Annotated in this window: 9 protein-coding genes; 4 read left to right on the top strand and 5 right to left on the bottom strand. The window is 57.8% G+C overall.

The window, feature by feature from the left end; genetic code table 11:
- Nucleotides 1–1,487: YPDG domain-containing protein (locus HMPREF2854_RS06810; RefSeq protein WP_222563172.1), on the top strand; the 1,487-nt coding region annotated here is incomplete at its 5' end.
- A 335-nt stretch (nucleotides 1,488–1,822) separates the two neighbouring features.
- Nucleotides 1,823–7,183: a G5 domain-containing protein gene (locus tag HMPREF2854_RS06805; RefSeq protein ID WP_070620839.1), complete on the top strand. Its 5,361-nt coding sequence runs from the start codon at nucleotides 1,823–1,825 to the stop codon at nucleotides 7,181–7,183.
- Nucleotides 7,184–7,331: 148 nt separating this feature from the next.
- On the opposite strand, the gene HMPREF2854_RS06800 is transcribed toward HMPREF2854_RS06805, so the two are convergent.
- Together HMPREF2854_RS06800 and HMPREF2854_RS06795 are read right to left on the bottom strand one after the other, a co-directional pair.
- Nucleotides 7,332–8,078 carry a hypothetical protein gene (locus tag HMPREF2854_RS06800; RefSeq protein ID WP_070620836.1) on the bottom strand — a complete coding sequence of 249 codons (747 nt, stop codon included), beginning with the start codon at nucleotides 8,076–8,078 and terminating at the stop codon, nucleotides 7,332–7,334.
- Between the two features lie 191 nt (nucleotides 8,079–8,269).
- Nucleotides 8,270–8,953, bottom strand: coding sequence for a uracil-DNA glycosylase (locus HMPREF2854_RS06795; protein WP_070620831.1), 684 nt, complete (start codon nucleotides 8,951–8,953; stop codon nucleotides 8,270–8,272).
- A 59-nt stretch (nucleotides 8,954–9,012) separates the two neighbouring features.
- On the opposite strand from HMPREF2854_RS06795, the gene HMPREF2854_RS06790 reads away from it, so the two are divergent.
- A complete protein-coding gene (locus tag HMPREF2854_RS06790) occupies nucleotides 9,013–9,636 on the top strand; it encodes a LytR C-terminal domain-containing protein (protein WP_070620829.1) in 624 nt (207 codons plus the stop codon).
- Between the two features lie 295 nt (nucleotides 9,637–9,931).
- Nucleotides 9,932–11,551, top strand: coding sequence for a chaperonin GroEL (groL, locus tag HMPREF2854_RS06785; RefSeq protein WP_070620825.1), 1,620 nt, complete (start codon nucleotides 9,932–9,934; stop codon nucleotides 11,549–11,551).
- A gap of 109 nt (nucleotides 11,552–11,660) precedes the next feature.
- On the opposite strand, the gene HMPREF2854_RS06780 is transcribed toward groL, so the two are convergent.
- From HMPREF2854_RS06780 to HMPREF2854_RS06770, 3 genes are all read right to left on the bottom strand, one after another.
- Entirely contained in the window at nucleotides 11,661–11,951 is a 291-nt protein-coding gene (locus HMPREF2854_RS06780; RefSeq protein ID WP_070620822.1) for a WXG100 family type VII secretion target, read from the bottom strand.
- A gap of 156 nt (nucleotides 11,952–12,107) precedes the next feature.
- Nucleotides 12,108–13,307 (bottom strand): HD domain-containing protein, encoded by a 1,200-nt coding sequence (locus tag HMPREF2854_RS06775; RefSeq protein ID WP_070620818.1) that lies wholly within the window; start codon nucleotides 13,305–13,307, stop codon nucleotides 12,108–12,110.
- A gap of 72 nt (nucleotides 13,308–13,379) precedes the next feature.
- Nucleotides 13,380–14,879 (bottom strand): sensor histidine kinase, encoded by a 1,500-nt coding sequence (locus HMPREF2854_RS06770; RefSeq protein WP_070620815.1) that lies wholly within the window; start codon nucleotides 14,877–14,879, stop codon nucleotides 13,380–13,382.
- Between the last annotated feature and the right edge of the window lies 1 nt (nucleotide 14,880).

Genomic DNA, 14,880 nt, shown 5'->3' with positions numbered 1-14,880 from the left:
ACACTGGTGAGATCAAGGTGACCATTCCTGAGGACGCCAAGCCTGGTGACAAGATCGAGGTTCCGGTTGTAGTGACCTACCCGGATGGTTCGACCGACGAGGTTACAGTCACGATCACCGTGACCGAGAAGGACGCAACCCCGGTAACGCCGGGTGAGCCGACTGAGCACAACCCGTCTCTGGGCGCGTCCGCGGATGACCCGGCAGACTGTGAGATGCCTCCGTTCGTCACCGTCGAAAAGACCGAGGGTGTCGTATACAAGGTCACCGTCGATGGTAAGGAGCTAACGCCTGACGCTGAAGGCAAGTACGTCTACGACTACGGCCAGACCGTCAAGGTTGAAGCAACCCCGGCTGAGGGCTACACCTTCCCGGAGGGCACTCAGACGACGTGGACTTACACGACCGAGCAGAACGAGGTTTGCAACGTTCCGGACACTCCTGAAACCAAGGACAACGAGAAGTACGAGCCTGAGTACGAGGACGGCACCGGCAAGCCTGGTGATGACGTCACGGTTGACAAGCCTGTCTTCAAGGACGGCGACGGCAACGAGGTAACGCCTCCGGAGGGCACCAAGTTCACTCCTGGTGAGAACGTGCCTGATGGTGTGACCATTGATGAGAACACTGGTGAGATCAAGGTGACCATTCCTGAGGATGCTACGCCTGGTGACAAGATCACTGTTCCTGTTGTGGTTACCTACCCGGATGGCACCAAGGACAACGTTGACGTAACTGTCACCGTTGAGCAGCCTGATGCGAAGGACAACGAGAAGTACGAGCCTGAGTACAACGGCGGTTCTGGTGAACCTGGTACCGACGTCACGGTTGACAAGCCTGTCTTTAAGGACGGCGACGGCAACGAGGTAACGCCTCCGGAGGGCACCACGTTCACTCCTGGTGAGGGCACGCCTGATGGTGTGACCGTTAACGAGGATGGCTCCATCACGGTCACCATTCCTGAGGATGCTACGCCTGGTGACAAGATCACCGTTCCGGTTGTAGTGACCTACCCGGATGGCAGCAAGGACAACGTGGACGTCACCGTCACGGTCGGCGAGCCTGACACCAAGACGCCGGACTGGAAGGACAGCTCGGGTGAACCGGGCGGCAAGGTCGTAATCCCGAACGATGGCGGCCCTGTTGATGACGGCACCACGGTCGAGACCGATGGCCCGGGCAAGGCAGAAATCGATGGAGACGGCAACCTCGTTGTTGACATCGACGACAACGCTAAGCCTGGTGACAAGATCGTTGTCATCGTCAAGGACAAGGACGGCAACGAGATTGATCGCGTGACGGTCACCGTTGAGAAGCCTGCCGCTGGTGATAACACTGGTGAGACGACCGAGAAGGTAGTCCAGAAGCCTAAGCTTGCACGCACTGGTGTGCAGGTAGCAGGACTCGCTGGTATTGCAGCCGCAATGGGCGTAGCAGGCCTCGGCCTGGCGTTCATGCGACGCCGTCGCGAAGGCGAAGAGAACTAATCGCCTAGCCGACGCAGCACCGGCATAACAGTACGGGGGTGAGACCCAAACGGTCTCACCCCCGTACTCATATAAAACCTCGAACCACAGGCGTGCTACCGGGACAGAAGTCAATAGACTATTCGTCCCATACAGTGCGTAATATCACCTGCAGAGCGCAGAACCTCCCCTATAAAGCCAGCGCCCGTGGATGCTATAGTATATGGGCGCCCCGCGGACGTAGGACGAAGTCAAAGTGCGCCGGAGTATTTGGGCGGCCACAACACAATACTGACTTCATTGGGGCCAATGAGACTTCCAGAATGTCCCAGGACTAGTTGGATTAAGGAAAATACATGCGTATGCCACAACCCGCCACCGAACCAAAACGCGCTTTGCGTTTTTCTTTGGTTACGCTTTCAGTCGTAGCTTTGGTAGGAAGCACGCTTGGAGTTGCACCAAGCTTTATCGCCCCGCAGTCAGCTGCCGCGGCAACATTTACCGGCGGCATTCGCGACAAGTCTGGCGCGGTAGAGCGGGACGCCCAGAAGGCCTCAGACCTACCGGCCGGCTCGTGTCTCGTTGAGAGCGGTGATTCTGATGGCAGCCAGGCTGGTTTCAGCTGGAACACCCTGGAGCCAAGCGCCACCAGCCCTTCTAAGACCGCTTGGGGATTGAGCCTTTCCTTCGATAACTCGAAGGACCGCACGTTCGCCGATTGGGGCTTCACCAATTCAGGCCAGATGAGCGCGTACCTCGATGCGGGTCAAGTTCCCTCTATGAATGTCAGCCAGACCTTTCTTGGCAAGAACGTCACACACAAGGCCGATGAAAGCATCGAGATTACTAAAAGCGGTCGTCAGCTGAATCTTAATCTCAATGCGAACCTGACCGAAGAGAAGGTCAAGCAGTACGCTGAAGCTACTGCTAAAAACCCCGTGCGTTACGCGTGGAAGAGCGACTACAAGCAGGCTAACACTTCAGAAGCAAACCCCCGCGCGACGCAAGGCAACAGTGCGTTTGTCTCCGTAGTCGTGAACCCCTGGCCGAGCGAGAACATCGAATGTAACCCGATCACGGTGTCGTGGGAGTCTTTCGAGAAGCACGTGATCGTCCCCGGTGAAATAACCAAGGTTGGCAAGATCAACGTGCCTGCTGTGCAGAACGGTGGGACGGACGATTCTATGTCCCGCATGGTTGTAGAGGCCTACGATGGCAACGGCAAGTTCATCGGCACCTCCGATCCGGCGGCCTCCGGCGGCGAGCAGATGTTGCGTATCGACGGAAATGGCGAAATTTATTTCACCTGGCCGGAGTACCGCGGCACCGACCTGGCCACTGACAAGAACGTGAACTTCTCCGTTCTGGCGAAGCCGCGTAGTGTGGAGCAACTCCAGGCTGCAGCCAAGAGTGCTAACGAGTATATTGAACACGACGCCGCTTTCAGCAGCTCTAACTCGCTGACCCGTTACAACAAGGCGAACGTCATCGACTCCACGGCGTTCTCCCTGGACGACACCGAATACCACAACCCGCAGTACGACAAGACCGATGCCTCGATTATTTCGGGTGTAGATAGCCCAACCGGCCCGCTGGCCACCGAGCCGCAAAAGGTCACCTTCACTCAGACCGCTGACTTGATCAAGGAGCTGGCAAAGAAAAAGACCGAGGGCGGCTTTGAGGCGAAGCTAGAGCTGGACGAGAAGTACGTCTACGAGGGCTGGACCGTTGAGATGGACGGTGACTACAACGTCACCGTCACTGCTCCAGAGAACCCGAAACCGGGTGCTTTCGCGCAGCCGAAGATCACGGTGGAGTACTCTAACGGCTCCACTGACGTGCTACAGCTTATGGTAGTTGTTGATCCGAACAACACGCAGGTGACCGACCTGGTACGCCCGGGCCTGTCCAAGGGCAAACTCAACCAGGAAATCACGTCCCAGGTGGGCACTAGGTCCATCATGAAGGGCCACAAGCCTGTTCACCCGGCCAAGTTCGAGATCGACCCAGCTACCGTACCGGACGGTTGGACCGTGACCGTCGATGAGACGGGTAAGGTCACCGCGAAGGCAGATGACACCGTTGCACCGGGTACGATCATCACCCCGAAGGTGAAGGCCACCTACCCGGACCAGACCACGGATGATATCGAGGTTCAGTTCCAGGCGATCGCAGACATCAAGATCCCGAACTATGACACGGTTACGGGGCAGCCAAACGCGAGTGTCAGCCTTATTCCGGAAATCCCGGAGCGCGGTCTGAGTGGTAACACGTCAGATGAGGCGCCGCAGCGCTACACCTTCGAAGACGGCACGAACAAAACCACTCTTACCAGCAAGGACGGTAAGACATGGACCGTTTATGTCGACGAGAAGACTGGCGAGATCACGACCACGATTCCGAAGGATGCGCAGGAAGGCGACATCCTGAACGTTCCCGTCCAGGCCCACTACAGTGAGGAAGGCAAGCAGAAGCCGCAGACGGTTGTAGGCACTGTCGTCGTCATCAAGGGTGACTTGAAAGCGTCATACGACGTCCAGGTGACCGGGCCGAATCAGGCCGTCGACCACCATGTTGATGGTGCTCCAGACGGCTCCACGTTCTCGTTCGGCTACACGGACGGCAAGCCCGTGCTGACGCAGACCACGGATAACGGCTGGAAGTACACTATCGATCCTAATACCGGTGTGGTTTCCTCCACTCCGCCGGCCAATTCGAAGCCGGGTGACAAGAACACCGTTACTGTCAAGGTGAATGCGCCTGGCGGTCTGACCACTGAGGTTCCTGTAACCACAGTGGTGAAGTTGATGAACAACTGGGAGTCCAACCCGGTTATCCCGCCGAAGACGGTGTACCCCGGCGACACGGTGACATCGCCCCTGGCAATCGAAAAGCCGGAAGGCATCAAGGTTGCTGAGAACAAGCCTTACGAGATTGCTCCGTTACCGGAGCACATCACTCCGACCGGCGACACGAATGAGTTTGGCAACCCGACCTACACGCTGAAGACTGATAACGGCGACTGGATCGTTAGCCTGGATAAAGATGGCCACGTCATCTCCACCGCGCCTAAGACCGCGAAGCCGGGCGACCAGGTTAAGGTTCCCGTAACCGTGACCTATGAGGACGGTTCTAAGGACGCCACCTCCGCTGTGGTCAACGTCGTTAAGGCTCCGGAGCGCGAAGTCCCGTTCGAGGTCGAATACAAGTTCGATTCTTCTATCCCTGCCGGTGAGTACAAGGTTGAAACCAAGGGCGAGCCTGGCAAGGAAAAGATGACGAAGGACGGCGAGTGGGAGCGTACCCAGGAACCCAAGAATGAGGTTGTCCTGGTCGGTACCAAGCCGGCTGAGAGCGCTAAGGACGTGACCTGGACGGTTCCGATCCCGTACCCAACCGAGGTTCGCGAAAACCCGGATCTAGCCCCTGGTGAGACAAGGGTTGTCCAGGAAGGTGAGAACGGCGAGAAGACCTACACCGCTAAGTTCACCGCTAAGGGTTCCGAGGCTCAGGTTGCAGAGGAAGAAACCACTAAGGAGCCGAAGCCTCGTATCGTCGAGTACGGTCCACGCTTGGGTGCTAGCGAACTGGTCACCACGGTGAAGAAGCCTGTCCCGTTTGAGACTGAAGTTGTCTTCGACGACACTCTGGCAGCTGGTGAACAGAACGTTGACCAGGAAGGAAAGCTTGGCGAGGACACCGTAACCTCGACGCAGAAGCTTGTTGATGGAAAGCCGAACGGCGATCCAGTGGTCGACACCAAACGCACTGCAGAGCCGGTCAAGCAGATCATTCGCGTTGGCACCAAGACCACCGGTACCAACACCGAAACGGCTGAGTCTGAGGTTCCATTCGGCGTGAAGATCGAGTTTGATCCGAACATGCCTGCGGGTACCTCTGAGACGGTTACCGAGGGTAAGCCTGGTAAGAAGAAGGTCACGATCGAACGTGAAATCGTCAACTCTATTCCGGGTGATCCGAAGATCTCCGAGGAGATCACTGAGAAGCCTGTAGACCAGGTGATCAAGGTCGGCACCAAGCCGTCTGAGGCATCTGAGAAGGTTACGTGGACTGCCCAGGTTCCATTCGAGGTTGAGACCCGTCCGAACCCGGAATTGAAGCCGGGTGAGATCAAGGTTGTCCAAAAGGGCGTCCCGGGTGAAAAGACCTACACGGCTGACTTCGCCGCGAAGGGTGATCAGGCAACGGTTACGCCTGAAGAGAAGCAGACTAAGGATCCGGTCAATGAGATCATTGAGTACGGTCCGAAGGCTGAAGACACCTCTGTGGTGACCAAGGTTGAGAAGCCTGTTCCGTTCGAAACCGAGATCGTCTTCGATGACACCTTGGAAAAGGGCAAGCAGGTTGTTGACCAGCAGGGTGAGCTTGGTACCGAGGTTGTGACCTCGACTCAGAAGATCAAGGACGGCAAGCCAGACGGCGACCCGACCGTGACCACTGATCGTACCAAGGAGCCGAAGAAGCAGATCATTCGCGTTGGCACCAAGACCACCGGTACCAAGACCTCCGAATACGAGGTGGACGTTCCGTTCGAGACCGAGATCGTCTTCGATGACACGATGGATGCTGGCAAGCAGGAAACCGTGCAGGAAGGTGTTCTTGGCAAGGACAAGGTAACTACTACCCAGACCATTGAGAACTCGCAGGTTGTGGACACCAAGACCGAAATCAAGCGCGTGACAGATCCTGTCAACAAGATCATCAAGGTAGGCACCAAGGGCAAGCCTGCCTCAACCACGGTTGAGTGGACGGAAAAGACTCCGTTCGAGGTCGAGGTGCGTGTCAATCCTGAACTGAAGCCTGGTGAAACCAAGGTTGTTCAGGAAGGCAAGCAGGGCGAGATCAAGCACACCGTCACGGTGAATGTTGAGAACGGGGAGGTCTCCAAGGAGAATTCCTCCCAGAAGATCAGCGATCCGGTTAAGCACATCGTCGAAGTTGGCCCTGCCAAGACTCAGACAACGCTGACGGACAAGCACACGGAAAAGACTCCGTACGACACGCTGATCGAATACGACCCGAACCTCGAAGCTGGCAAGATGGTTGAGGACCAGCCAGGTTCCTACGGTGAGAAGGAAATCACCAAGACCTGGAAGCTCGAGAATGGCGAGCCGGTAGGCGATCCGGAAACATCTGAAAAGGTCACCAAGGATCCGCAGCCGCGCAAGGTACGCGTGGGCACCAAGTGCGTCTGTGAAGATCCGACTGATCCGACGGAATCTACTGAGCCGACCGATCCGACCGAGCCAACGGATCCCACTGATCCGTCTGACCCGACGGAACCGGGCGAGCCGACTGATCCTACCGATCCGACCGAACCAACAGATCCAGCTAACCCGTCTGACCCGACGGATCCCACCGATCCAACGGATCCTACCGATCCGACGGAGCCGACGCAACCGGGTGAGCCGACTGATCCCACCGATCCGACCGAGCCAACGGACCCGGCCAACCCGTCCGATCCAACGGATCCGACGCAGCCAGGTGAGACAACGCCGGGCACGACGTCCAGCGATAAGCCGAGCACTCCGGGCGCTGAAACTGACCCCAGCAAGTCTGCTAAGTCAGGCGCTCAGAGCGGTTCATCACTGGCCCGCACCGGTGTTAGCGTCGAGGGCTCGCTAGCAGCAGCCGCCGCGTTGCTACTGGCAGGCGCAGGCCTCACCGCGATGCGCAGGCGCAACTCCCAGCGCTAAACGAGCAATAGCGAAGCCTTCGGGCAATAGCCGCTAACTCAAATCAAATATGGCGGGAATACAAAACCTGTATTCCCGCCATATTTTTATTTTGCTCGTTACTTTCCGCGGCCAGGCCCATGCCTAGTAGCGCAAGAAGGTAACCAAGCTACTGCAGGTTCTCTACAACCTGTTTAACCATGGCTTCCAGCTCGCTCGTATCCGTGGAACGAATACCCGAGCCAACCAAAATCACATCATCACCATGCGTCGCATAGGCCGTGTACAACATTGCTGTACCAGCTGATGTCACCATCGTCATGATCTCCCCATGAGTATCCACTCCGGGAACATCCACCGGGAATGATGCGAGCGAGATACCAAGATTCGTTTCCTCATCCGCCATCGTCATTGACGGACAGTTTTTTACTAACTCCCGGTTCTCCTCCAGATCAACCTTGCTGGCACCGCCCGGCCAAATCTGCGCGGTCATATTGAGGTTCTCAATGTAGCCATGTGCAAACACAGCTTTAGAAGCGTCAGCCGTCAACGCGTCCAAACGCCCCATGTTGGCCTTAAACAGATCCCCACACTTGGAAGGCTCGTAAACAACGCCCTCCTGGTTAGCGGCGAGCATGTCGCCAGACCAGTTCTCTTCCAACTGTTCGCGAGTCCCTAGCTCTAGCGGCTCCCCATGATAAGTGAGGCCGTTTAGAGCCGCCGCGTACTCGGCCTCGCTCTTGGCGCCTGGTGTCTGGGCGGTTGCTGAGGTATCGGTTGTAGCCGCCTGCGTGGAGGGTGCCTCGGAAGGCTTCGCATCGGTGTCTCCACCGCTACACGCTGACAGGGCAAGTACCGCAACTCCAACAGCTGCAGAGGTCTTCAAAAGCGCGTGTCTACCAGTTGAACGAGTCATTCCTGGCTCCTATCGTCAAAATCGGTTCAACTTTTGGAACGGTTTCCTGCGTGAAGTTTGTGGTAGCTTCCAGAAAACCAGGTAACGCTATCCTTACGCGAATGCCCATTGCAGGCACCTTGAGGACGCCAAAACTGCATTAAGCACGAAAAATTCGCACCCCGTTGCGTGCTCGTTAGTGAAATGTTTACCTAAGCCCCTGCCGTCAAATCCCAGTTCACAGGCGTAGCGCCCATTTGGATCAGCTGCTCATTTGCTCGCGAAAATGGTCTGGACCCGAAGAACCCTCGGCGAGCTGACAGGGGAGAGGGGTGTGCAGATTCAATCACCGGCGTGTTCCCCAGCAGGGGCTTTACCGACCTCGCATCGCGTCCCCACAAAATAGCCACCAATGGCAGGTCGCGAGCTACCAGGGCGCGGATGGCAGCCTCGGTTACGGCTTCCCAGCCCCGGCCCCTGTGTGAACCTGGGGCGCCCGGACGCACTGTGAGTACGCGATTCATCAAACACACACCTTCGCGCGCCCACGGGGTTAAATCTCCCGACGTTGGCACCGGCACACCCAAATCCTCATGCAACTCGTTGAAAATATTTACTAGCGAGCGCGGCGGAGCCACTCCCGGGCGCACCGAAAACGACAGACCCATTGCATGCCCTGGCGTGGGGTAGGGATCCTGCCCAATAATGAGCACCTTCACGTCCTCAAACGGGTACGTGAACGCTCGCAACACGTCCGTGCCTGCCGGCAGGTAGCCGTTACCCAGGCGGTTCTCCTCACGCAGCATGTTGCCAAGCCGGTGAATCTCCGGCTCCAGTGGGCCCAAAGCCTGGGCCCACCCCTCGTCAATCAAATCGGATAAAGGCAAAGCAGTCACGCCCTCATCCTACGCGGCAACGCCGCACCCAATCAGCCAATATCGGCGTGGATGAGCAGATGAAAGTAGAAAACCGGTACGCTGAAACCGTGAGTTTGCATCAATATCCTGAAGACGAATTCGACCAGGCAGGCGCCGAAGGCCCCGTGGGCCTGTTCCGCGAGAAGCCATCTCGCTGGAAAACCGTGCTGCCCTTCCTGCTCGTTCTAATCATCGTCCCCGTGCTCGCATGGGGCGCGGTGTCATTCATCACCAGTCGCAGCGACAATCAAACGGCTGAAACGCAGTCGACCACAGTCGCAACGCAGGCGCCCACCGAAACCACGGAAGCGCCCACCAATGCCGAGGCCACTACGGAAGCTACCACGCAAAAACCAACGGAAGAGCCCACCGAGACCGAACCTGCCGTCTCTAAAGACGTCGCCATTCAAATCCTCAACGGCACGCGGATCAATGGTCTAGCTGCCGAGGCCGTCGGCAAACTGCAGGCGGACGGATACCAGTACGTGAGTGCTTCCAACGCTTCGGGCTGGCTCACTGAAGCCACCACCATCTACTACGCGCCCGGAACGCGCGCGGGAGCTGAAGCGATTGGTGAAATCCTCGGCATTAGCAACCTCTCTGAGAACAGCACGGATCTGGGTAACTCCGACTACGTGGTAGTTCTAAAGGGCGACTACTAAAACTTCCCGTAACTCCCCGCGTTGCGCGAGGTCCGCGTGGCGCGGGAGTCCAAAATGCAAACTCGCAAAGGCGGCCAGACTTGAGTCTGGTCGCCTCAACTTTTTGGGCTATTAGCTGACTCGTCTTGCACTCTGCTCGTTAGAGTGCCAAAATACTTATTAGCACTCACAAGCGTTGAGTGATAAAGCAAGGGTTACCGGGTGAGGCCACCATTTGCGAGACAGAAACGCAAACCCGGCTGGCCGTCCGTCGCGGGCACCTCGTAGCCAACAACCGCTACAGCGGAGGAAAAACATGTCCAAGTTGATTGCGTTCGACGAGGAAGCACGCCGCGCCATGGAGCGCGGGCTCAACGCCCTCGCCGACACCGTAAAGGTAACGCTAGGCCCCAAGGGCCGTAACGTCGTCCTCGATAAGAAGTGGGGCGCCCCCACCATCACGAAGGACGGTGTTTCTGTTGCAAAGGAAGTTGAGCTAGAGGATCCGCTCGAAAAGATCGGCGCCGAGCTCGTCAAAGAAGTTGCAAAGAAGACCGACGACGTCGCGGGTGACGGCACCACCACCGCAACCGTTTTGGCCCAGGCACTCGTAGGTGAAGGCCTGCGCAACGTTGCCGCAGGTGCAAACCCGATCGCGCTTAAGCGCGGCATCGACACCGCCGTTGCGAAGGTAGTGGAGAACCTCCACGCCGACGCGAAGGAAATCGAAACCGTAGACCAGATCGCAGCAACCGCATCCATCTCGGCAAACGACGCTGAGATTGGCCGCCTTATTGCGCAGGCCATGGACAAGGTTGGCCGTGAAGGCGTTATCACGGTTGAAGAGACCAATTCGTTCGAAACCACCCTCGAAACCACCGAGGGCATGCGCTTCGAAAAGGGCTTCCTCTCCCCGTACTTCGTAACCGACGCGGAGCGTCAGGAAGCCGTGTTTGAGGACGCCTACGTTCTGCTCGTTGAAGGCAAGATCTCTAACGTGAAGGACCTGCTCCCGCTGCTGGAGAAGGTCATGCAGGCGGGTAAGCCGCTGCTGATCATCGCTGACGACGTTGAGGGCGAGGCTCTTGCAACCCTCGTTGTGAACAAGATCCGCGGTCTGTTCAAGTCCGTTGCTGTTAAGGCCCCGGGCTTTGGTGACCGTCGTAAGGCCATGCTGCAGGATATGGCTATCCTGACCGGCGGCCAGGTCATTTCGGAAACCGTTGGTCTTTCGCTTGAAACCGCTGACCTCGACGTCCTGGGCCAGGCTCGCAAGATCGTTGTCACCAAGGATGAAACCACGATCGTTGAGGGCGCAGGCACCAAGGAGGCCATTGACGGCCGCGTTGCGCAGATTCGCGCTGAGATCAAGAACTCGGACTCCGAGTACGACAAGGAGAAGCTCAACGAGCGCCTTGCCAAGCTCGCTGGTGGTGTAGCCGTCATCAAGTCCGGTGCTGCAACCGAGGTTGAGCTGAAGGAGCGTAAGCACCGCATTGAGGATGCTGTGCGCAACGCGAAGGCGGCTGCAGAAGAAGGCATCGTCGCCGGTGGTGGCGTGGCCCTCATTCAGGCCGCTCAGAAGCTTGCCGATCTTGACCTCGAAGGCGATGAGCTCACCGGCGCGAACATCGTTCGCGTAGCGGTTGAAGCGCCGCTCAAGCAGATCTCGGTAAACGCAGGCCTAGAAGGCGGCGTAGTTGTAGACAAGGTGAAGCACCTGCCCGCAGGTGAAGGCCTCAACGCTGCAACCGGTGAATACGAAGACATGCTCAAGGCCGGCATCGCCGACCCGGTAAAGGTAACCCGCTCTGCACTGCAGAACGCGGCATCCATCGCCGGCATGTTCCTCACCACCGAGGCAATCGTGGCTGACAAGCCCGAGCCGCCGGCACCGGCCGCTCCGGGTGCCGACGAAATGGCTGGCATGTACTAAACCAGCAATAGGCGAGCTGTGGGCGCGGGAAACCGCGCCCACAGTCATACCCACCCGTATTCTTTGCCTCAAAGCAGGGCCGTTGCGAATCCGGGTGGGTTTCGTTTATCTACCTTGCGAATAAGGCGGCCGCGCCGGCCTCGGCATCCGAATACGTGCTTGCTGCTGCGGCAAGTTGAACCCCGATCTCATCCAGAGACTGCTCAACAATCACCTGCGTTGAACGCCAACTTTGCGCCGCCGCCTCAAACTGGGCTGACGCCGCGCCAGACCAAGACCCCTGTAGTGCATCCAAATGCCTCATCATTGCCTGCACCTGAGCGCGGATCGCCTCTGCGCTTGCACGCACCATTGCCGAAGCCTGCGCCACCTGCGCCGGATCCACATGAAAAACCGTCATCGCCATTCCTTTCTTATCAGCCGGCCATGCAACGCCATCGTCGCAGGGCGCTGGAAAGGCATGCGCGGCGCGCCGCTTTGGGTGTGGGCAGGCGAGGGCTTCGCCGAGTTGTGGAAGGAACGGTGTACGAGGAACTGGGTGCGTAGCAGATGTGGGCTACTGGTCGCGATCCGAAAGCCGCTGGCGGAGCCTGCTTATGTCCTCGCGTTTTTCCTGAATGTGCTCGCGGAGCTTGCCTGCGTCCGCAGCTGTCTTATCGAGCCGCTCGCGCAAACGGCTGGCGTCCCCAGCGGTGAACGCATCTTCGTGGATCTGCTCGGCCCGCGTGCGTGCAAGGCGAGCCAGCTCTTTTGCAGACAGCCTGCGTACACTGCGTTGCACGGGACGGGCAATCACATCCGGTTCATCCTCCAAGGACGAAGCCCCGTCATCTTCTAGAGACGATGCATCGTCTTGTTCAGGCTCTGGTGCATCTTCCATTGGGGGAGTAGCTTCGGGACGCTCCGCGCTGATCTCTTCCTCAAAATCATCTTTGCGCATGATGATCGGGTCATTCTTCGCCCCGATCTTCTTAATTATCATCGTGGAGGTAGTAGTGAGCGGGTCAAACTCCTGCTCAGGTTCATCCTCAAAACACGCACCTGGATCAGCCTTAGCAATTAGCGTGTCAAGATTAGCCAGCTCAGCCTCAAGATTTTGCCGCGCAGAAACCTCCCACGCTGTTCCTCCCGGTGAGAGATAAATCTGCGGGCGGGCGAGCATTGAATTTACAAAGCGGCGCCTCGCATTCCAAAACTGCAGGTCCGACAAGTTAGGGAACTCCTGGCGAAGCAGGCCGCGATACTGCTTGTATTCCTGCGGAGTTGCAGACAGGTCGCGTTGCGTCGCATCTAGCAAGGTCGTCGCATCCACGTTCTCAGCGGGCGCGCGGTGGGTAACCACCACGCGGATCAGCTCACAAACTCGCTTACAAACTGCAGGCGAGAATCCAAGCCGCGTCAAAGAATCCGAGATCCTGTGCGAACATGACGCCTTAAACTCAGCCGAATCCGCAGTGTCGCACTTGACGACTTCGGGCGGGACTAAACCCGCATACCAAGCCGCAATCTGTAGCAACTCCGGGGTGTGAGCGGCGGCCGCTAACTGATCAAACGCGGCAATCACGCGGCTCAGATAGGCAACATTGTGATACGGGCGATCCGGGGCCTGCCAAACTGCGAGCAGACCGTGCACCTCTTCATCAATCACCTGCTGTGCAGGCTCAACGCCGCACGCGAGCACCGCGCTCACAAACGTGCGCGGAAGCCACGGTGGAACCGGCGCGCTCGCAGGCAAATCCTGACCTATTTCAGCCACAGACCTATGCTAAGTCCATCGGGAGACATAGGCAAAGAAGTCCCTCGAAGAATCAATCGTCTTCGCGCGCTGCTACTGCGACTTTGCGGCAGACGGAGCCGTCTTATCTTGCTTCAAGGGAAGCACCAGGCGGACCGTTAAGCCGCCACCTTCAGTCTTATCGAGTGTTGCCTGCCCCGAATGTAAAGCCAGAATCGAAGCAATAATGGATAGACCGAGGCCAGAACCACCCGAAGCGCGCGAGCGGGACACGTCCGTGCGGAAGAAACGCTCGAACACGCGGTCACGGTCAGGAGCCGAAATGCCCGGCCCGTGGTCACGGACCTCCACGATCGCATGGCCTTCTTGCTGGCCAATCGCAATCTCTACCGGAGAACCCTTAGGAGTGTACCGAATGATGTTGCCAATCAGGTTGGTGAACACCTGCGTGATCTGATCCTTGTCAGCCTCAATAATCAGACTGTCAGGCGCAGGCTCGTCCTCGTTCATGCTAATCACGCTCACAACGCGCGATGCGTCCAACGCGCTCACGTCAAACAACGAATCGTGAGCCAGTTTTACGAGGTCAACCGGCTCCGGGTGAATCTCCGGCACCTCATCCAACCGGGCCAGGGTCAACAGGTCTTCAACCAGCTTGCCCATGCGAACCGACTCGTTCTCGATGCGCTGCATTACCTCTGGGACGCGCTCATCGGGCACGCCGCCCATGCGGTAGAGCTCGCCATAACCGCGCAAAGCGGAGAGGGGAGTGCGCAGCTCGTGGGACGCATCTGAAACGAAGCGACGCATGCGCTCTTCTGAACGCTGTTGCTGGGCAAACGAATTCTCAATCTGCGCAAGCATCACGTTCAAACTCTTCGCCAGCGAGCCAACCTCGGTCGATTCCGGCTCGGGGTCAACGCGCTGGGTCAAATCGCCCTCAGCGATCTGACCGGCCACATACTCGATGCGGCGAAGCGGGAACAAAGACCTGCGAATCAAATAGTAAGAGGCCATCGCGCCCACCACCACGATCAGCAGGCCAAGTAGAGAGAAGTATTGGGCCGAGTTCAGAATCGTCTCGGTTGTATTAGCAAGGGGGAGCGCAACGGTGACCACGCCGTAAGGCTTATCGCCAACCGACACGGGCACGGCAACCGCACGCCAATACGAATCACGCTTCGAAGAGGGCACATTCACCGGCTTAGTCACCGCGTTAGGCGGCACAACCGAATCAAGCGCCAAAAGCGTCCCTGGATTTGGCATTCCGTAACGCTGCGACGTATCGGTAGCAATAGCCACCTGACTTACCCCATCGGTTGACGTAAACCGAATGTAATAGTTCGAAGGCACATCGGCCGGCACGCTGGCAATCACCGAACGAACGGTAGAGACGGCCAGCTGCTTACCCGTGCTCTCCAGCTCGCGGTCCACCTGGTTCACCAAATGCGCCTGCACGATGCCAACCATCACGGCTCCCGCAATCGTGAGGGCAACAGTGAGTAGCGAGGTGAACAAGATTACGAGTCTTGCTCTTAGGGTTGCCGAGAACCAAACCTCCCGCAGGGTCCTACGTGATTCGCACGACCTCATA

Origin of the sequence: Actinomyces sp. HMSC075B09 (assembly GCF_001812395.1) — a bacterium.
Classification (GTDB): Bacteria; Actinomycetota; Actinomycetes; order Actinomycetales; family Actinomycetaceae; genus Gleimia; species Gleimia europaea.
This window is presented reverse-complemented; position numbering and strand designations above follow the sequence as displayed.

Excerpts from the sequence above, each read along its gene's own strand:
- HMPREF2854_RS06805 (WP_070620839.1), top strand. The coding sequence starts at position 1,823 with ATGCGTATGCCACAACCCGCCACCGAACCAAAACGCGCTTTGCGTTTT.
- HMPREF2854_RS06800 (WP_070620836.1), bottom strand. The coding sequence starts at position 8,078 with ATGACTCGTTCAACTGGTAGACACGCGCTTTTGAAGACCTCTGCAGCT.
- HMPREF2854_RS06790 (WP_070620829.1), top strand. The coding sequence starts at position 9,013 with ATGAAAGTAGAAAACCGGTACGCTGAAACCGTGAGTTTGCATCAATAT.
- groL (WP_070620825.1), top strand. The coding sequence starts at position 9,932 with ATGTCCAAGTTGATTGCGTTCGACGAGGAAGCACGCCGCGCCATGGAG.
- HMPREF2854_RS06780 (WP_070620822.1), bottom strand. The coding sequence starts at position 11,951 with ATGACGGTTTTTCATGTGGATCCGGCGCAGGTGGCGCAGGCTTCGGCA.
- HMPREF2854_RS06770 (WP_070620815.1), bottom strand. The coding sequence starts at position 14,879 with ATGAGGTCGTGCGAATCACGTAGGACCCTGCGGGAGGTTTGGTTCTCG.